We start from the raw sequence: 19,367 nt of genomic DNA on the forward strand, positions 1-19,367 counted from the left end.
TATGTTTAATTGTCATAGGGTTAAATGAACTCAGTTGCTCTAATAACTGAATGGTTTTTTTATTATATTTAATGTTTTATTTATAAGTATATAATGCTTAGTGTTTTTAATTTAATTATGCTTAAGTTAATTGTTAGCTACCTTCACATCAAGTTCATTTAACACTTATTGTTGTGATGATAATGTTAAAAATATGGTCAACGGTGGCAAACTCTATAGTAAATTTGTAACACTTATAAGTGATATCAGAGTATATAAGATCAATATCGCAGGTATTGGTTATACCTTGGTGTTTAATTCATGTGTTAAAATATGGTTTTCCCAACTAAAGGTTAGAAATATTAAATAGATGTTTGTTTGTCGAATAAGGGTTTGGAGCGAATAAATTATAATTTTGAGGTCGGAATCTATAAAATAGGTGCTATTGAAAATACAGTGTTTTTGAATAGTTTAGAGTAACAACGGTAGATGATGGATATAAGCTAAATAGCTGTATTCAACATCATAATCAATACACTCATCAACATAGTTGGCCTAATGATAACAGTATAGATTTTAATAAAAATAATAATACCAATAACAATGCCAATAAAAACACCAATAATAATTTTAACAAAAACACTAATAATAACAACCCTAAAAATAATGCAAAAAATAATTTTTAATACAAATGACGATATTTTGTTATAGGGATTTATATTTTTTAAATGTCTATACAAATATTTAGAAAAAATATTTTTTAATTACACCTTTTTTATATTGTTTCTACTATGTATTCATATATTAACTAATAAAAATTAATATTATTTATTGCTAAATTTTAACTAACAAATTTATTTTTAAAAAATATATTTTAGTAAATTTATTTATAAGTATTAAAATTCAATTACTCAAAATCTACCTTAATAAATCAGATGGATATGAAGAATATATTATTAATACCTTTTGTTTTATTTAATTTAGCTTATGGTGTTTTATCCTTTGCGGGGTGTAATGCTTATTGGTGGACCATTAATAATAAATGGAAAAGATATTTTAGTCAATAATGATACGCCTGTTGGTACTTTATTAGCTACTTTTTCCTTAGGATTAATATAAACTTATAGCTGTGATAATGATAATACTAAGAACATGACTACTGGAGGAAAAATATATGGTGAATTTGCTACATCTATAAATGGTATTAGAGTGTATAAAACGAATATTGCAGGAATTGGTTATTCACTTGGTGTTTAGAGTATGTATAGAGTTGATATGCTTTTTCCGGCTAATGGTTGGAAAAATAATATAAATAATATTTCGGTTTATTGGTATATGGATATCTGGAACCAGATAAACCATAATTTTGACGTTAGGATCTATAAAATAAGGCCTACCAAAAGTAGAACTGTTAGCTAGAGACAAATTGGTGCTACTATTTTGTCTTATAATAACACTAGTATTTGGGCGCAGGAAAATCGAGTATTTTTAAATGCTTTTGATGTTAAAACAGTAGTTAATAATAATCAGGGGCGTTAATAATGGCAACCAGGGTAGTAATAACAACGGCCATCCAGGGGTAATAACAGTAATTAAAACAATAATAATAATGAGTGGGATAATAATAACCAAGGTAATGGTCGTAACCATGTATGGTCTAACGGTGGAAATAATAATCCTAATAATAATAATTTTTAATTTTGCGATAATAGTTATTAAAATAAATATAAGTGTATTAGTTATAAAATTTTATACTCATCTAAATTATGCAGTACGGTATTTTATTATTAGTATATAAAATAGTTTAAATAAAATTTTCGTTTGTAATTTTTCTTATATTAAATGTTGAGTTAATTGGTGGGTAAAATTAAATTTAGTCTGATACAGTTGTTGCTGAAAAATATTTTAATGATGTTGATAACTATTTATCCATTCTCAAAAATTGTATTATTTAATATTTTTAATTTAATAGAAATAAAATTAATAAGTGAATTTCTGTAGTTATGTTTTTTGGGGAATGTATGTTTTTATTTTAATAAAATAATTTATCAAGCATGAATGATTATCATGTAAAAGTAATTTTATATGGAGTATGCTTATGAAAAATTTATCTTTAATTATGCTGCTTATTTATAGTTTTGGTTATACCTCATCTGTTTTTTCTTAATGTATTGATATTGCTGGTCAAATAAAGGTGGATGGAAGAGATATTATTAGATACGTTCACAACTAATGTAATTAAAACTTATTAGTGTGCTAATGTAAAAAATATAATTACTGGCGCTAGAGTGCATGGTGAATTCATGACATACACAGGCAACATAAGAGTATATAAAACAAATATTGCAGGAATTGGTTACACACTTGGTAGTTATTCAATGTGTGGCGATGTATATTTTCCGTCAAAGAGTAGGTCGTGGTCGGGTGATTTAGACGCTGTAACTAGTTGTGGGTATGTTGGGGCTTGGAATGTGATAACTCACAAATTTTATGTAAGAATTTACAAAATAGTCTCGACAGGTAATGGTTATGTTGCAGCCAGAAAAATTGGGGAAAGTGCTATTCAATATAGAAATTCTTCAGTAAGTTGAGCAAAAGGAAATCCTATTTCCTTAAATATTTTTAAAATTAAGACGATAGGCAATAATAGTGGCGGACAAAATAACAACAACAATTAACCTTATGGTAATGATAATAAAAATAAGCGTAATATCAATTAATAAATTATTTCTTTATGAATTTTTTATCTAAGTTATGTAGTGTAACATTTTTATTAATATATAAGATGACATAAATAAGGTTTGTCACTATTAATTTAGCTATTAAATGACATAGTATTTTAATGTAAGATGTTTTTGCTGTAATAAAACTATAATAATCTTCATGCAAAATCTATTTTAACAAGGAGCGTTTTTATGAAAATATTATTTTCCAGTATATTAATTCTTTATAGTTTTGGTTATACCACCTCAGTTTTTGCAAAATATAATGCAGTGGCTAAGTTAATAGAAATCAATGGTAGAGATATTATTGTGGATAATAATACTCCAGTTGGTACTTTATTATGGAATTTTACCAGTGGTCCATATCAAACTTATAGTTGTGATAATAACACTGCTAATAATATGACTTCAGGAGGGAAAGTATATGGTGAATTCGTTACCAATATTGATAACGTAAGAGTATATAAGACAAATATCGCCGAGATTGGTTATGCATTTAGTGTTCATTTAATGTGTGGAGATATGTATTATCCGTCAAAGGGCTGGATTGATAATTTAGATGCTACGTCTACTTGTTGGAGTAGTGGAATTTGGGATCCGATAACACACAAATTTAGTATAAGAATTTATAAAATAGGCCCGACAAGTAATGGTTATGTTTCAACGAGAAGAGTTGGAGCAAGCCGTCTTTTCTACGATAATACAAAAGTTGGGCAAAAGAAAATTCGGTTTTTTAAAATTCTTTTAAGATTAGTAAGTTAGGCGATGACAGTAGTGGAGGTCAAGTGATAATAATGGTAGTGGGTAGGGTAATCAAAATTGGAATAGGTGGAATAGGCAGGATAATAAAGATAGAGGTGGATAGGGAGGTAACCAGAATAATAACTCCATTTGGCCTAGTGGTAATTAAAATAATAATGATAACATGAATATATATTTTTCTACTAATGAAAACGCTATTATACTTTTTCATAAAAAATACAAATTTATCTTATATATTAAATTGTTATGGCCAATTATTGTGTTATAAAAGAAAAATATTTTACTAATTTTAAGTGGTATTTTGTTATTTATAGGAGAAAATTCACTAAATGTAGGTAAAATAATCTAATTTTGTTGGTTTTGTTGGGGTTATATAGTTGTTGTTAAACAGTTTTTCGGGATTTAATATTAATGAATAAAAGAAATATTTATTTTTTTATTCCTTATTATTGATATTAATGATTGGAAATTGCATAATCGAAAATACTTAAAGATAGTGATTTGAAATTCATTAACTGTAAGTATTTTTATCAATAAATTTATTTAAAATTTTATTTATCAAAATACATTTATAAGCGAATAGAAAATAAGGTGTTTATTTATAGCTACTATGTTTTCACATATTAATTTATTCTTATTTAACAAAATTAAATATTACCGTTAAGAAATTATTTTATAACGCTATATTTTATATTTTATATTTTATATTTTATATTTTATATTTTATATTTTATATTTTATATTTTATATATTATAAATAATAATAGGTTGATGTTGTATTAATAATATTGAGGTATTTATGAAATTCCGATTAGTGCTGCTAGTTATTAGTGTTATTCCTGTTGCTGTTAATGCTGCTCCGACAATCACCTTTGAAGGTAAGGTAAGTGCACAAACATGTGAAACCGAGGTTAATAAAGAGACTAATTCGATAGTTCTTTTACCCAATGTTTCTGTTAGTGAGTTATCAACCTCAGGTAGCACAGCTAGCTTAAAACCATTTGATGTCTCAATAAAAAATCGTACTGCACCAACTAGTGGTAATATTGATATTAAAACAAAATTTTTGGGCCACAATGTTACCACTGCAGGTAATTTAGCTAATCTTGTACTTCCTAAAGATAACGGCGCCAAGAATGTCGCAATTCAAATTACTGAGAATAAAAGACGGGACTAAGCCGGTGAAATTAAATGGTGTGACTAAAGTTTCGGGTTTAGTTCTAAAAAAGATGAAGCTACAGCATCGCATACATTTGGCGTGCAATATATTTCTGAAATATGGTAGTGCAAAAGCGTGTAAAGTACAAGCAATCCTTGAATATACAATAAGTTACTTATAATTTCTGCTATTTATATTATATCAAGCTGAAAGCTGAAAATAGCAATGTTTTCAGCAATTGTTACTCGAGGCACTCAATGGAGCTTTTCAACTTATAGACAACTTAATCGGCTTGAGCTGACTTGAAGTCAACAATTAGGTGAATTTGGTAATCTATTTCTTCCTGGTTCAATGCAAAATTATCGTGATAACCGGCCGCGCGATAGCTAGTTGCAATTAGGTTACAATAAAGCGTTTGATAATGGCTTAACAATCAATGTTGTCGTTGCTAAGCAGCCAGTTGGCTGAATCAAATGAACATTTAGGCAGAGAAGAAACCTCTACCTCCACCTCCGTTTCCTTTTCTTTTCCATTGGGTAGTCAATATGCTAGTTATACGCCGACAGTAAGTAGCAGCTATACCCATGGTGGAAATATCGGTGATCAATACCAGGTAATGTTGTCAGGAACAGCAAATGAACAACAAAGCCTAAATTATAGTATTAGTTCTAGTTATATTAGGCAGTATGACCAATCTATCGTTAATGGAAGCTTGCAAAAACATTTTTCCAATATGAATTTGGGTGTTAATGCGTCTAAGGGTAAAAACTATTGGCAGGTTGGCGCCAATGCTCAGGGAGCTTTAGCACTTTATAGTGGCGGGATAACTTTTGGCCCCCATCTGGGTGATACTTTTGTTTTAGTTGAAGCTAAGGGGGCGTCTGGTGCCTCTGTATTGAATGCTCAAGGAACAGTGATTGACGATAATGGTTACGTATTTGTCCCATCTATAACACCTTATCGTTACAATAAAATTATTATTGATCCACAGGGAATGGTGGAAAATTTTGAATTAAATGAGAACGAAAAACAAGTTGCGCTGTATGCTGGTGCTGCGGTTAAAGTCATGTTTAAAACCCTTGTAGGTTATGCCTTATCGATTAAAGCACAGTTAGCCGGTCATGCTGCTCTTCCTATTGGTACTGAAGTTTTTGACCAAGAAAATAATGTGATTGGCATGGTTGGTCAAAATAATCAAATGTATGTCAGAACGGAACAAGATTCCGGTACCTTACTATTAAAATGGGGTGAGGCGGCTTCCGAACGCTGTTATCTAGATTATTCGCGTATGGGTCATGCATAAAATAAACAGCCTATTACTAAATTAACAGCTATGTGCGTTCAACGTTAACCAGAACCTAGAGTAAGATAAAGAAATATATTTCTTATTGGTTAAGAACAGGTTTATTAATTGCGACCCTTTTTACTATATCGTTATTAGCGAGTGCAAATTGTAGAATAACAGGTGTTTCTCAAACTGAAGATAATCGTTTCGCTCAGATGCTTTTTGGTTGAGCTAATGCCTCCTCAGTATTGTGGATCTGTGATGAGGCCGATCGGCCTCAGTTTTATTTTTTGGTGGTAACAAATGGTGATGATAGAACCAGTGGATTTCATGAAACCGGTCTTATTGATGGATTGCCTGATGTATATGCATCCTGGCTTGCGTATGTTGGTATAAAACAAACCATGGCAGGTGTTATTGTACAACGTAATTGGAAAAGGGTTCCACTTACTACTTATTTACTGGTTAAAGGAACGCAACCAGGGAAAGGTCAAATACATATTCGATTACAAGATACGCCAATGCAAGTGGAGCTTTATCGAGTCAGTACAATTCCATCCAGCAATGTGGTTTCGAATTATTGTAGTGGGTTAGGTACCAGGGGGTTAGGTTATGCGAGTGCAACAGGGACAAATTACCAATGTACCCAACCGAATGCTTATATTCAATTTGTTGGCCCGGGAATTGTACATGACAATGAAGGAGAAGATTCTGCCCATAATTTTCGCTTTTTGGGAGTAGATAATGGCGTTGTCTACGGTTTGCAACAGTCTGTTACGTTGAGTAATAATGCCACTTGTGTAGCAAAAAATGCGATACCATTAGTGCTTTTCCCTACTATTTCTAGCCAAGAATTATTGGCTGGTGGTACCAGAGAAGCTGATATTTCTGTCCAAATCGAATGTAGTGATAATGTGAATTCAGGTACGACAAGTGGCCAAACAGCAATTGGAATTCAAGTTTCGCCAGGTGCTTATGGTGCTGCGCAAGGGTTAAATTTGATTAATGCTAAAGGTGGTGTAATGGCACTCGTTTCAGATAATTATGGATTTGATGTTACAATTAGCAACCGGGGTTGGTATTACTTTGCGTAATAGTGTTACTCAACAATCGATGGTATTTGTTGCTCAACCCGGTATTACTGGTATCGGGCCCAGTGGAGAAAATGTTGGATGGTATCCTGTGCTTAGAGATGCTAAGAATCTGGGTCCTTCAGTTTCTGGTATACACATTACTTACACTCATACACAGCGGTACTACAGCAATTACCAGGTCAAGTTATTAAACCAGGAAAAATACGTGCTACCGCGTATGTATTGTTAAAAGTACAATGAAGAGATTAACAGTTGTTGTAGCATGCTTATCACTATTCTGGCTGATACCAGGTAAAACTGGGATCATGGCCAATATGACCCGAGTTATTTACCATCAGGGTGATAAAGAACGTTCTGTATTGTTAGCGAATACTAATAAATACCCGGTTATTGTGCAGAGTTGGGTGGATCATGGTGAAGCAGATCCACAAGCAAAAACACCTTTTGTGGTGCTTGCTTCAATTTTTCATCTACCAGCGCAAAAAATCCAGGCTATTAGAATTGTTTATAATGGTGATCATCTGCCGGATGATAGAGAGTCCGTATTTTGGTTAAATTTGTATGAAATACCGCCTAATTTACATCAGCAAGCGTTAAATCAGGATAATGCTAAAATTAGCCTGGCAATGAATACACAATTAAAATTATTTTATCGCCCGAAAGAATTGGCTGATTTTCCCGTCAAGCTGGCAGATAAAATAACTTTTACCCTGCAACAAAAAGATCAAGAATGGGTCTTGATCTGCAAAAATTCATCACCTTTTCATATTTCCTTTTCTCAAATCGTTTTTGACAGTTAGCATCAGCACTATCCGATTAAACAACAGATGGATATGATGACACCTCCATTTTTAGAGCATATATATCGATTTGAGCAACCATTTTCTCAGTACAATGGACAGATAATCTTTTTATATCTGAATGATGCCGGTTTTTCTGTGCGAGAAGTAACCACTCTGCAAACACCTGAGTTTGCTCGCCTAGATTAATAGTTAAAAATTATAAATCTGAATTTTTTGGCCTATTAGCTTTTATTTAACAAAAGAGCATCTGCTATTTACCGGCTGTTGTTTGGGTTTTATCGGTTGATTAGTTTGCTCCTGTTGCGTAACTATATAATTAAGGCCTAATATTTCACTGGTGTATCGGTGGATCTGGTTAAGTAATATTGGATTTTATTCTAAATGCTGACCATAGGATAGAATGATTTCATGTAATTTGGCATTCCACTGATTTTTATACTTTATAAGGAAACGCCTTCTCTAATAAATTTAACATAATATAAGGCGAGGTTGATGCGCCAAGCAGACCAAGGACGGTTTTATCATCAGAGATAAAAGTTTCCGTGCCGACCTGTAATGTGGCGGGTTTATTTTTGGCATTTGGATAATATTCTAATAAAGATTGATAATGTTCTTCATCATTTAACATTAATTAACTGACTAGATATCTCACTAAATTTAAGTGTTTAATGCCAATGGTAATGATGGGAATTATATTACTGTCATTGGTAGCAGCAAAAAGATCTAGTTGACTACCATATTTGCGAAATTTATTAGAATAAGTCGCAAAAGGTCCGAATAGCACATATTTTTTACCTCCGCAAATAGCGCGTATCGATATGGGAAACTCACATAGGGTTAGCAACAAGAATTATTTTACATAAATTTTTTCTGTATGTTTGTTGACTACTTCAGGGTTAGCGGTAACAAAAAATTCACCACCAACAGGAAATCGGGCATACTGTTTTGCTTCTTCTAACCCTGTATATTGTAGTAATTTAACCGTTGCACCACCTGCACCAATAAAGATTAAGCGAGTTTTTATATGACTCTCTTCGCCGGTTGTGAGGTTTTTAAAACCGACACTACAAGTAACATCATCATTACGACTAATTGCGTTCACTTCAGCTTTGGTCTGTAATTTGAAGTTTGGATGTTTGAGCAGATTGGCAATTAACTGACGGGTTATTTCACCATAGTTTACATCAGCGCCAATATCCATTCGTGTTGCTGCAACGGGTTGTTTTGCATCTTTCCCTTCTATAATAAGTGGTGCTCACGATTTAATTTCCTCCGCAGAGGTAGAATATTTCATGCCATAAAACATAGGATTTTTGATCATAGCTGCATAGCGTTTTGCTAAGAAATTAATGTCATCTTTTCCCTAAAGAAAGGAAATGTGTGGAACAGGATTTATAAAAGTTTGGGATTGGTGGAGAACCCGGTGTTTTAGTTGGTAAGCCCAGAATTGTTTGGAAATTTTAAATTGATTGGCAATTTCTATTGCTTGAGTGATATCAATTTGCTCATCTTTCTCAGGTGTATAGTTCATTTCCATAAAACCTGAATGACCGGTACCTGCATTATTCCAACCATTAGATGTGTCACCCGCGATCCTATCTAGTCGTTCATACATGCGGATTTGCCAATCTGGTTGCAATTCTGCTAAATATGTTGCTAGTGTCGCACTCATAATACCGGCGCCGATAAGCACAATATGAAAAGTAGGTTCATTGGTTGAAGTTTTGATCGTGTTTGAAGCTGTTGGTCTAAATAAAAAAATGATTACTAACAGACCAATAACTCCAACTGTATATTTTAATGATCTCTTCATATGAAAAAGCACCTTAATTATCCATAAACCACATCAAGCATAAGAATTAATTATGGTATTCTGTTGCTCATTCCGTAATAATTTGATGCTTAATGATATAACGTTTTATTTATTATGATTTATTGTTATTTTTTAATTGTTAAATATTAGTAACGATTTAATTTTTCATAAAAAATACTTATAATTAGGTATAAAAAAATACTTTTTGTGTTCTAAAAATAGGTAAAAAAAGATAAAAAGTGATAATACTGCTTAAAAGTTAGTATTTAATGGTGATAAAATAGGCAAAACAAGGGTTAATACTGTTATTAATCAAACTTTAATTGGTAAATTTTTTTTCATAGTTATTTTATTATTAATATAAATAATATCCATGATAATTAAATAAATTTTTTATTATTATTTTTTGACGTGACGGCCTTGGTGTAGATGTAGAGGAGTAAAATGATGGAACTCTTGATTGGTGTATTGGTTACGATTGGAATAGGTCGTTATATTATTAAAGGCTATTCGGCCACCGGTGTTTTAATGATAGGTGGGATATTGCTGCTTATTATCAGCGCAAATTATGGGGAAAAATATATTACCAAATGATGTGCCAGTGACGGGTTGAAAAACCACCGATATTTTAGAATATATCAAATATCTACTGATGAACCGTGGTGGTGATTTATGGATTATTATTATTATGATCTTATGTGGTTTTGCTGCTTATATGACTCCATATCGGAGCTAATGATGTTGTGGTCAAAATAGCGTCTAAGCTATTACAAATGATTAATTCACCCTATGCATTAATGGTTGCAGCCTATATTATTGCTTGCTTAATGTCACTGGCTGTGTCTTCAGAAGCGGGACTAGGGGTTTTATTGATGGCGACCCTATTTCCGATTATTGTGAATGTCAGCATTAGTCGTGGCGCCGCTGCAGCAATCTGCGCCTCACCTGCGGCAATAATTTTGGCTCCTACATCAGGTAATGTTGTGTTAGCAGCGAAAACATCAAGCATGCCACTAATCGATTTCGCTTTTAAAACCACTTTACCGATTTCCATTATTGCAATTATTGCTATGGCGGCGATTAGCCCCCTTTTTTTGGCAGCGCTATCTTGACAGACGTGAGCAGGTAAAAACAGAAAACCTTGATGTTAATGAAATTAAGACCAAAGCGCCTGACTATTATACTATTTTACCTTTTACACCGATTATAGGGATTTTAATTTTTAAGGGTAAATGGGCACCTCAATTACATATTATTACTATTATTGTTGGTTGTATTATTCTAACGAGTTTGATTGAATTTGTGCGCTGTTTTAAAGTAAAAACGGTGTTTGATGGGTTAGATGTTTGTTATCGTGGTATGGCTGATGTATTTGTCTCAGTTGTCGTACTGCTGGTGGCTGCCAGGGTATTTACACAAGGATTAAGTACTATCGGTTTTATTTCCTCGTTGATTAATTTGTCGCAATATTTTGGTTCTGGCGCTATAATGATGATGATTGTGCTGGGTGGTGATTACCCTATGTTACAGGCTTCTAATCTTGGCCGAACAATGTCACCTGTATCCGGCGTGGTGGTTGTGGTGTCTGGGATGGCAAAAATTTAGCCTTTTGAGGTAGTTAAACGTACGTCTATTCGAGTTCATCCTATATAAATTTTCCTTTTACATCAAAACCGGAACGATGGCTGTAACCATGTTCCGGTTTTGATGAACAAGTATGTTGGCCATATTTTAACCTCATGTTTAGGATTAATATTTATGATTAACTATCACTTTCCTGATGGCCCGTTTGATAACTAATGTAAATTCTCTCGGCAAGGTAATTAATCATGTTGTTGGTAGCAGAATTGATAGTTGGCGCAATTTTGGGGTTAATTATTAGCTTAACTAGCGTTGGTGAGGGAGTTTTGTTGTATTACCGGTTTTACCTATTTTTTTGTATGGATGCCTTATCTGCTGTTGCAACCGCCAATTTTCTCTCTATGTTGATGAAAATCTCATCTTCTTATACATACATTTTCATTTAGGCAATGTTCAGATTAAAAGTGCCATGATTGTGTTAGCTATTATGATACCAGCCACAGCATTGACAAGTTATCTGGTCAGCTATTTTAGCCAATTGCAAAGTTATCAACAGCAAATTGAGTTAGGCATTAATATACTTATTGTAGTCGCTATTATTTATTCCCTTTTTTTTGTTTATTTATCGGATATTTTTTTCATTTTCGATCAACCAGTTTGAAAGAAATAATACTATTGATATCAGGTCATTATTATTGCCGGCTATCAGTGCTAGCGTAGTGCTTGGTGCTACCGGAGTAGGTGTTGTTGTTGTTGTTGTATTACCAGTATTGCTACGCTATCTAAAATTATCTATCAAACAAGCGATTGGCACCGCGATTTTTATAACAACTATTTTGTCAGGTTCATTAGCAATTGCTTATATGTGCAATGGACATACTCACATTATTCTTGCACTTACCCTATGCATAGGATCATTAATGACTATTCCATTGGCCACATGCTTAATGTTGCGTTTATCTGATCGTGTTTTGCAGTATCTAATGTCAACCCTTACTGGAGTTTAGGAATAATGTTAATCGGTGGAATAGTGTTAGTTATTGCTGGATTACTTATGTTTCAGAGTGTTGAAATTCCACAAACGATGGGTTCTTATATTTTTAGTCGCTAAAAATAATGCCATAATTTTATACTTATCATAATGGCACTAGATAAAATAAATAACAGGGTTAGACCCTTGCCATTTCGAATACCGAATAGCTAAATGGCAAGCGGTATGGACTAGTAAAGCAATTCCGCTAATAGTTATTGCAGTTCCTAAGGCCATCATTAGCGCGGCGATAATCCCCCACATAGGAAAAAAATAGAACAATTAATGCGCCAGAGCAGGGACGTGCTCCCATCGCTGCTATAACTGCAAGTTGGGTTCGCCAATTGCCTTGTAATTCATCATCAGACAATACGTGTTTGTGGCCACAATTGCAGTCATAAGTATGTTGATGTTGGTTAGGTGAATGGATTTTAGTAAATTAAAATGGGGCTTGACGAGATTGTTTAAATGCTTTTCTTAGTCGGGAGATTGCTTTTAGACATAGTAACAGACCAAGAAAAAAGACTAAGCCATAGCTTATTTTCTCTAACTAGAAGCGACTTAGATATAAGTATCGGCTAGATAGTTGGAATAAGCCAAGAACAATGGATGTTAAAACAATAGCAATAGATCCCTGTAATAATGATGCTAATAGCGTTAGGGTAAGGCTTTTTTTTTAGCCTTGAAGAGTGGAGTGGGGGTGGCAATATAGGTGGTAATAATGATTTTGCCATGCCCTGGTCCCAAAGCATGTAATAAACCATAAAAAAAGCTAAAGCCAACGAGTAATAATCCTGCTTCAGTTGGTGAGCTCGCCATTTGCATCAGGAGAGAAGAAAGATGTTGATTAAGTTCTCGTTGCCAAGTTACCGCTAGTTGTAAACCAAGATGCCAATATTTGAACAAATAAAATGACAATATGCCAAAAAAAGAACTAAATAATCCGATTACTAGATAGTACTTTTTATTAAGTAAATTGATGACTCGCTTGCTGGGCATTATTGACATGTTATGTTTACCTTTTGCGCAAATTGTTGGCCGAGACTAAGGTCTTCTTGCGGTGTTTCTGCTTTATTAAGAGAAAGGGCATAATCGATTATAGATGCGCTGGGCTTAGGTGTTACAAGCTGAATTTGGCATTGGGCTGAGGTATTAGTTGATGAAATATTTGCTTTGTTGCTATAGGTCATATCAACATAATAACTTGGGTCATAAGTCATTATGGTTAATGTTTTACCAGTTAGAGTTTCTGGTTTAGCTAATTTTAGAGTAAAAGAGAGCACGGCTTGGTTCCCTTTGCGCGATAGGCCATAATCTTTTGGGTAAAAGGAAAATTTTATTAATTTATTCTTATAATATAGGAAGGTAAAATAGTGTTGTTTAATAACATTAGCCATTACTTCAGTGCTTAATTGTTTCCACACTTCATCACTTTCTTTTGCTTGTTGTGCATCATAGAGTAAATCTGCTGATGTCATGGCATCCATAACCCAAGTCATTTTCATGGCAATGAGGTTACCATCTTTTATTTGTAATTCATTTTGCATATCAATAAAACTGTGGGGATGAGCAAAAACAGTTATTGAATAGCATAATGTTAACGCCATTAATAGATTTTGTAGCAAAATTTTCACTATAGTTATTGATTTGTAATGGTGCATTTGAGCCATCAAATAGGATATTTTGATTAACCGAAAATAGCATATCTATGCTATCAATTTTCTTTGATAATTAAATGTTACTTTGCTATTTAATCGGTTAAAAGGTTTATTACTTATATTTACTCAGATTTTTTGCAAAATTTTCTCACATTTTATCGATAATAAATTTATTGTTATGTAAACCCTCTATTTTTGTTGTAAATAAACCAATTAATCGCTTTATTCGATCAATTATTATCGATTAATAGTTTTTGAAAATCATAAATGTTTGTATCGATCGTTTTAAACGATTGTAAGTCATTTGAATTAATAGGTTAAAAATAAAATAACAAGGAAGTTTAACAATACAGGGATGTATTTATAAAATCAAAGTTAGTATCTACAAAATGAAGTGATAGAGAAAAATTGTATTTACCTGTTTAAGGGGCTATTTTTAATTCAAATTGGTGACTGCCTAGTTAGTCACCTTTGTATAGGTATAACTTAAGCTTATTTTAAACAGGTAGCTAATTTAAAAAATTTTTAGTTGTTGCTGGTACTTCAGATGAATGGTGAGTTGATATTTTCCATTCTTTTCCATCCCAGACCTAGGTAAATGTATAACGAGCTGAAACAGTGGATTTATCTTTAAAAGTAAAAGTATAAGTACCGATATCGATTGCTTTATTACAACCAATACGAATAGTTCGACTATCAATTTTTCCTACAGGCTTTTTGGCTAAAAAGTGTTTGAAATAGTCGGTACGCTCAGTATCCGTTAAACGAACTTGACTTGATATAGTTGGTAATAGTACTGCATCAGCCAGATAGTTTGCAGAAACCTTTTTCGCATCGCCACTTTTTAATGAATCATTCCAGCGCTTAAATAAACCAGCAATTTGTTGTTGATCTACCTTTATACATTTGGGAGCTGCCTCTAAAGCGAATGTATAACTAGAAAGTAAAGCTAGTGGAATAATTAAAAAACTCAGTTTTCTCATAAATGTCTCGCTAGTAAGTATCATTTTTTATGATGTTTTAGAGTGATTATTATTTCATATGGAAATAATTTTTCCTATATTTAGTAACCTATTTCATTCAGTAATAGTCAGAACCGGTAAAAAAATTAAAATTTCCACTGAAACTTTTTTCATACTGGTGTCTGAAAATTTTATTTTATAAATTAATTTCATATAGTTAACTGGAATTATTTTTTTGCCCATGTTGATTAAGGCACAATTAAAGATTAGGTTAATCAATAGGATTAATACAATAGTTACTTTGACTAATAGCGGTTTTTATTGTTGGTTACCCAACGATTGAGTTATCAATCTTTATTAGTTTAACCCGGTGGAATTCGTGGTTATTCATCTGTATCTGACGGTTAATAATATAGATGAACTGGACGAGTGATTGCTACGTCGTCTATCAATTAATCTAGTCAATGCTTATGGCAAACAATAAAGCCAGATGGTTTGAAACTATCTGGCTTTTTTATTAGATTAACTTTTGATTAGAGTTTGATAATAGCAATAATAGCAATAATAGCAATAATAGCAATCACACTAATGATGGCAGCCGCACCATAGGCTGGAATCGCTATTTTTAGATCATGCATACCATGATGAAGTTGATGCAGTCCACACCAGATAGGTAAAATGATCATTAATAGCAAAAAAATACGGCCAATAAAGCTTTGGCAAAATGTCAAAATGCGTTCATAACCTAACATTTCTGGTCCTAAACAACCTAGAGGAATTAAAATTGCTAGCAAAAGAATAATAACCGGAGAGATAATTGCACTCCACATACCACCAGCACCAAATAATCCTCCCAAAATAGGTTCATCAGAACGTTTAGGAGGTTGATTCATCATTGTTCTCCTTAAATTATATTAGCACTATATCTAAGATAATGATTGTTGCTAGAAAAGTGATACCCCAGAGTAATTTTATAATGCTTTCTTGGGCTATTTTTTTTATTTTTTATCACGATATTAACAGCTTTAGGCGCCAGTTAGAACTAGGTTTTTATATGAAATAAAGTTGCTATTAAAGTGAAAATATTAATTAATAAAACGATTGGATTATGGAGAAAGGTAATATAATTAAACCAACTTTCAGGCCCTGCTGTTAACGAAAATAGGCCATAAAGCACGATTAAACTAAACCAAATTTGAGGGATCGCGGTTGCTTCCCGAATAACATAAAAACGATAAAATCCAATTTGTTGCCACCAATTTGATGATATTTCGCGTACATAAGGCTTACGTTTTGTCGTCATTTTTTTCTTTCTTACCTTGGTTTCAACATAGCAATAATAAAATCTTCTGCGCTAGCGGCTTTTCCTTGCTGAATAGCAGCGGCAGGATTAACTTGTTTATGACATACTTAAGAGCAGTAACCGACAAATGTACAGCTCCATACGCCATTATCGCTATTTAATAATGGCATGCGCTCTTTTTTGCCTTTATCACGGCTATCAAGGTTATAACGTTCTGCCAGTGTGATTGCAGCAGGGCCAATAAATTCTGGATTAAGTCCAAATTGATGGCAAGCTGCATAACAGAGGCCACAATTAATACAGCCAGAGAATTGATAATATTTAGCCATTTGACTAGGTGTTTGTTTATTGGGACCATCACTAACTTTACGATTATTACCAATAATATAGGGTTCAATAGCTTCAAGACTCTCAATAAAATGGGTCATATTTACCACTAAATCTCTTTCGATAGAAAAATTGCCTAATGCTTTCTACTTTTAAGCCATCGGATCGGTATAGTCCCGTAAAAAAGTCTTGCAGGCTAATTTAGGCACCTGGTTAACCATGATACCGCAAGGAGCCACATATTGCCATACGACAAGACCAGCGGTATGAGAGCTCAGGAGCTAAGTGGTCTTTAACATAATCGAGCGCTTCTAGTAAAGAGGTCTGTTCATCATAAGGAACTTCATAAGTAACAGAGTAGGGGACATCGTCAGTTTCAGGATTATAGTGCATGATCTCCATTTTCAGTTTTTTCATCTTAGCCATTCACCTGCTTCTTCTTTGCTTGCTCTTGCGCTGTTGATTCACCACCATAAACTCGCTTAGCTGGCGCTAATTTTGGTAATTTTCACATCGCGATAAGCAATATTTGGGGCGCCTTGTGAGTTATAATAGGCAAGAAGAATGTTTTAGAAAATTAACATCATCACGTACAGTACAACCCTCATCCAGACGCTGATGAGCACCACGCGATTCTTTGCGATAAAAAGCAGAATGAGCCATACATTCCGCTACATCTAGACTAAAGCCTAATTCGATAGTATAAAGCAGTTGAGTATTAAACACGCTGCTATGATCTGTAATTTCAATATGTTTAAAGCGTTTGTTAAGTTCAGCTAGTTTATCCATGGTTTTTTGCATTAATTCCGGTGTACGATAGATGCCATAATTTTTCTCCATTGCTATCCTCATTTTATCACGGATGTTAGCGCAATTCTCTTTACCTTTTTTTTGGTTGATCAGTTTGGTTAAATTGGTTTCAACGTCAGGCGCTTTTAATTCAATTGCGTTATTACTGGCTAGAGAGACTTCAGTGGCATATTTATCCGCTTCCTTCGGTGCCAGCTAATCGCCTAAAAACGACTAATTCAGCTAAAGAGTTAGAACCCAGCCGGTTTGCACCATGTAAGCCAACTGACGAACATTCGTCGACAGCAAACAGACTTTTAATTGATGTTTCACATTTCTGATCCGTTTCAATTCCCACCATTGTATAATGTGCGGTTAGGCGAACATGGATAGGATCAGTAACAGGATCGACGTCCATATAAGCTTTGGCTAATTCACAAATAAAGGGTAGGCGTTCATGTAGTTTCTCTGCGCCCAAATGGCGTAAGTCAAGATGCACGACATCACCGCGTGATGATTTTATTGTGCGGACCTTGTACGCCGCTCATGCCAAAAAGCTTGAGAAACCTTGTCTCGTTGGCCTAATTCCATATATTTATTTCTGGTTTACCGAGAGGGGTTTCAGGCCCTAAACCATAATCTTGTAGATAACGATAGCCATCTTTGTTGATAAGAATCCCGCCTTCACCTCTACAACCTTCAGTCATAAGTATTCCAGAACCTGACAAGCCAGTCGGATGGTATTGGACAAATTCCATATCACGTAGTGGAATGCCATGTCGTAATGCAATACCCATACCGTCACCGGTAACAATTCCGCCGTTAGTATTATTATAACGGTAAACACGGCCGGCTCCACCAGTGGCCATAATAACGGCTTTTGCGTTAATTTGAATATGAGTGCCCTCCATCATATGGATAGCGACTAGGCCATATACACTTCCTTCATCAACCAGAATGTCTAATACAAAATGTTCATCAAATCGCTGGATTTGTGGGTATTTGAGAGAGGTTTGAAATAGAGTATGCAACATATGGAAGCCTGTTTTATCAGCAGCAAACCAAGTGCGCTCGATTTTCATTCCTCCAAAGCGACGGACATTCACTATACCATCTTTTTTACGACTCCATGGGCATCCCCATAATTCCAGTTGTGTCATTTTGGTTGGACAATGTTTCACAAAATATTCAATCACATCTTGTTCACATAACCAATCTTCCCCTGAAACCGTATCATTAAAGTGACAATCATAGGTATCATGGGATTGAGCAATTGCAGCTGCGCCACCTTCTGCAGCGACATTATGACTACGCATGGGATAAACTTTTGAAACCAAAGCAATTTTTAGATTAGGGTTAGCTTCAGCAGCAGCAATTGCTGCCCTCAAACCAGCTCCTATTATGACTAAATTAGCATTAAAGGTTTGCACACTATGCTTCTCTATTACTAATTGAAAATAAACTTTATGTTGTTATGACATTATTATTTAATTATGATTAATAATAAATTATTATTAATCAATTTATAACAAATTGTTACCGACAGAGATTTGATTCAGGTACAAGTTTTCTAGGATTTTGCTTATAAAAAATGAAAGTTAATAGACTTGTTTAAAAATTAGCTATTTTTGATCATAAAATGGGTATAATTAAGTTTATATGTTATCTTATTAACTTAGTGGATTTCGAGTTAATTTTTATTTTATTGATAATGATTTTTAAATAAATTTCAAACAATTACCAGCAGCAAATTTTTGTTGTTAATTTAAATAAATAATATGATTTTTATTTAATAAAAATAGCGTAATTATATGCTTATTTATTGATATATAACATTATTCTATTTCGGTTTTTTTTATATCGATAAAAATATATTAATTAATAATATTTTATGAGCAATAAGGTAATTTTAGTCATAAAAACAAAAATATTATAAATAAATGTATTTTTAATAAATAAAAATTTACACTAATCCATTAAAATGATTATTTTTATTAATTATAAAGCTGAAAATAACTTCCAAATGTTTTTAACATATTGATATTATTTGAATTTATTTTTTATCGTTTGATGATTTTGAGTTGAAATATTTTCTTTAT

General features: G+C 33.2%; 13 protein-coding genes and 6 pseudogenes. 10 read left to right on the forward strand and 9 right to left on the reverse strand.

What is annotated here, in order from left to right; translation table 11 throughout:
• The first annotated feature begins 966 nt into the window (after positions 1-966).
• The 8 genes from ARADI_RS19735 to ARADI_RS08765 all read left to right on the forward strand — a co-directional run bounded on the left by ARADI_RS19735 (position 967) and on the right by ARADI_RS08765 (position 7,991).
• Positions 967-1,098, forward strand: a complete 132-nt coding sequence (locus ARADI_RS19735) for a hypothetical protein (RefSeq protein ID WP_255420665.1) — start codon at positions 967-969, stop codon at positions 1,096-1,098.
• Between the two features lie 1,796 nt (positions 1,099-2,894).
• A complete protein-coding gene (locus tag ARADI_RS08740; RefSeq protein WP_119711814.1) occupies positions 2,895-3,464 on the forward strand; it encodes a hypothetical protein in 570 nt (189 codons plus the stop codon).
• A 799-nt stretch (positions 3,465-4,263) separates the two neighbouring features.
• Positions 4,264-4,641 carry a fimbrial protein gene (locus tag ARADI_RS08745; protein WP_202864188.1) on the forward strand — a complete coding sequence of 126 codons (378 nt, stop codon included), beginning with the start codon at positions 4,264-4,266 and terminating at the stop codon, positions 4,639-4,641.
• A gap of 442 nt (positions 4,642-5,083) precedes the next feature.
• On the forward strand, positions 5,084-5,926 hold the full coding sequence (locus tag ARADI_RS08750) for a fimbria/pilus outer membrane usher protein (protein ID WP_238149298.1): 843 nt from the start codon (positions 5,084-5,086) through the stop codon (positions 5,924-5,926).
• Between the two features lie 230 nt (positions 5,927-6,156).
• On the forward strand, positions 6,157-7,002 hold the full coding sequence (locus tag ARADI_RS08755) for a fimbrial protein (protein ID WP_238149299.1): 846 nt from the start codon (positions 6,157-6,159) through the stop codon (positions 7,000-7,002).
• Positions 6,962-7,231 carry a hypothetical protein gene (locus ARADI_RS17910; RefSeq protein WP_238149300.1) on the forward strand — a complete coding sequence of 90 codons (270 nt, stop codon included), beginning with the start codon at positions 6,962-6,964 and terminating at the stop codon, positions 7,229-7,231. Before ARADI_RS08755 ends, ARADI_RS17910 begins: the two co-directional genes overlap by 41 nt.
• Before the next feature lie 7 nt (positions 7,232-7,238).
• Positions 7,239-7,802 carry a fimbrial biogenesis chaperone gene (locus ARADI_RS08760; protein ID WP_119711816.1) on the forward strand — a complete coding sequence of 188 codons (564 nt, stop codon included), beginning with the start codon at positions 7,239-7,241 and terminating at the stop codon, positions 7,800-7,802.
• Positions 7,803-7,829: 27 nt separating this feature from the next.
• Positions 7,830-7,991, forward strand: a complete 162-nt coding sequence (locus tag ARADI_RS08765) for a hypothetical protein (RefSeq protein WP_238149301.1) — start codon at positions 7,830-7,832, stop codon at positions 7,989-7,991.
• A gap of 247 nt (positions 7,992-8,238) precedes the next feature.
• Here ARADI_RS08765 and ARADI_RS17915 read toward each other — a convergent pair.
• Positions 8,239-9,618, reverse strand: a pseudogene (locus ARADI_RS17915) (malate:quinone oxidoreductase).
• 444 nt (positions 9,619-10,062) lie between these two features.
• On the opposite strand from ARADI_RS17915, the pseudogene dcuC reads away from it, so the two are divergent.
• Positions 10,063-11,220 (forward strand): annotated as a pseudogene (gene dcuC / locus ARADI_RS08795) (anaerobic C4-dicarboxylate transporter DcuC); the annotation flags it as partial.
• 227 nt (positions 11,221-11,447) lie between these two features.
• Positions 11,448-12,206, forward strand: a pseudogene (locus ARADI_RS08800) (sulfite exporter TauE/SafE family protein).
• A 231-nt stretch (positions 12,207-12,437) separates the two neighbouring features.
• Here the strand turns inward: ARADI_RS08800 and ARADI_RS08805 are convergent.
• The 8 genes and pseudogenes from ARADI_RS08805 to frdA all read right to left on the reverse strand — a co-directional run bounded on the left by ARADI_RS08805 (position 12,438) and on the right by frdA (position 18,698).
• On the reverse strand, positions 12,438-12,599 hold the full coding sequence (locus tag ARADI_RS08805) for a hypothetical protein (RefSeq protein ID WP_182853172.1): 162 nt from the start codon (positions 12,597-12,599) through the stop codon (positions 12,438-12,440).
• A 287-nt stretch (positions 12,600-12,886) separates the two neighbouring features.
• Positions 12,887-13,237: a HoxN/HupN/NixA family nickel/cobalt transporter gene (locus ARADI_RS08810; protein WP_119711817.1), complete on the reverse strand. Its 351-nt coding sequence runs from the start codon at positions 13,235-13,237 to the stop codon at positions 12,887-12,889.
• A complete protein-coding gene (locus tag ARADI_RS08815; RefSeq protein WP_182853173.1) occupies positions 13,228-13,899 on the reverse strand; it encodes a DUF1007 family protein in 672 nt (223 codons plus the stop codon). Before ARADI_RS08815 ends, ARADI_RS08810 begins: the two co-directional genes overlap by 10 nt.
• Positions 13,900-14,477: 578 nt before the next feature.
• A complete protein-coding gene (locus tag ARADI_RS08820) occupies positions 14,478-14,870 on the reverse strand; it encodes a DUF4440 domain-containing protein (protein WP_119711818.1) in 393 nt (130 codons plus the stop codon).
• A 512-nt stretch (positions 14,871-15,382) separates the two neighbouring features.
• Entirely contained in the window at positions 15,383-15,745 is a 363-nt protein-coding gene (gene frdD / locus ARADI_RS08825; RefSeq protein ID WP_119711819.1) for a fumarate reductase subunit FrdD, read from the reverse strand.
• Positions 15,746-15,758: 13 nt separating this feature from the next.
• Positions 15,759-16,152, reverse strand: a pseudogene (gene frdC / locus ARADI_RS08830) (fumarate reductase subunit FrdC).
• Positions 16,153-16,163: 11 nt separating this feature from the next.
• Positions 16,164-16,905 (reverse strand): annotated as a pseudogene (locus ARADI_RS08835) (succinate dehydrogenase/fumarate reductase iron-sulfur subunit).
• Positions 16,898-18,698: pseudogene (frdA, locus tag ARADI_RS08840) on the reverse strand (fumarate reductase (quinol) flavoprotein subunit). Before frdA ends, ARADI_RS08835 begins: the two co-directional pseudogenes overlap by 8 nt.
• Positions 18,699-19,367 lie beyond the last annotated feature (669 nt).

Source organism: Arsenophonus endosymbiont of Aleurodicus floccissimus, assembly GCF_900343025.1.
Lineage (GTDB): Bacteria > Pseudomonadota > Gammaproteobacteria > Enterobacterales > Enterobacteriaceae > Arsenophonus.

Bases quoted from the DNA above. Each gene is read 5' to 3' on its own strand.
- ARADI_RS19735 (WP_255420665.1), top strand. From the start codon at position 967: ATGGTGTTTTATCCTTTGCGGGGTGTAATGCTTATTGGTGGACCATTA.
- ARADI_RS08740 (WP_119711814.1), top strand. From the start codon at position 2,895: ATGAAAATATTATTTTCCAGTATATTAATTCTTTATAGTTTTGGTTAT.
- ARADI_RS08745 (WP_202864188.1), top strand. From the start codon at position 4,264: ATGAAATTCCGATTAGTGCTGCTAGTTATTAGTGTTATTCCTGTTGCT.
- ARADI_RS17910 (WP_238149300.1), top strand. From the start codon at position 6,962: ATGTTACAATTAGCAACCGGGGTTGGTATTACTTTGCGTAATAGTGTT.
- ARADI_RS08760 (WP_119711816.1), top strand. From the start codon at position 7,239: ATGAAGAGATTAACAGTTGTTGTAGCATGCTTATCACTATTCTGGCTG.
- ARADI_RS08765 (WP_238149301.1), top strand. From the start codon at position 7,830: ATGGATATGATGACACCTCCATTTTTAGAGCATATATATCGATTTGAG.
- ARADI_RS08810 (WP_119711817.1), bottom strand. From the start codon at position 13,237: ATGTCAATAATGCCCAGCAAGCGAGTCATCAATTTACTTAATAAAAAG.
- ARADI_RS08815 (WP_182853173.1), bottom strand. From the start codon at position 13,899: ATGGCTCAAATGCACCATTACAAATCAATAACTATAGTGAAAATTTTG.
- ARADI_RS08820 (WP_119711818.1), bottom strand. From the start codon at position 14,870: ATGAGAAAACTGAGTTTTTTAATTATTCCACTAGCTTTACTTTCTAGT.
- frdD (WP_119711819.1), bottom strand. From the start codon at position 15,745: ATGATGAATCAACCTCCTAAACGTTCTGATGAACCTATTTTGGGAGGA.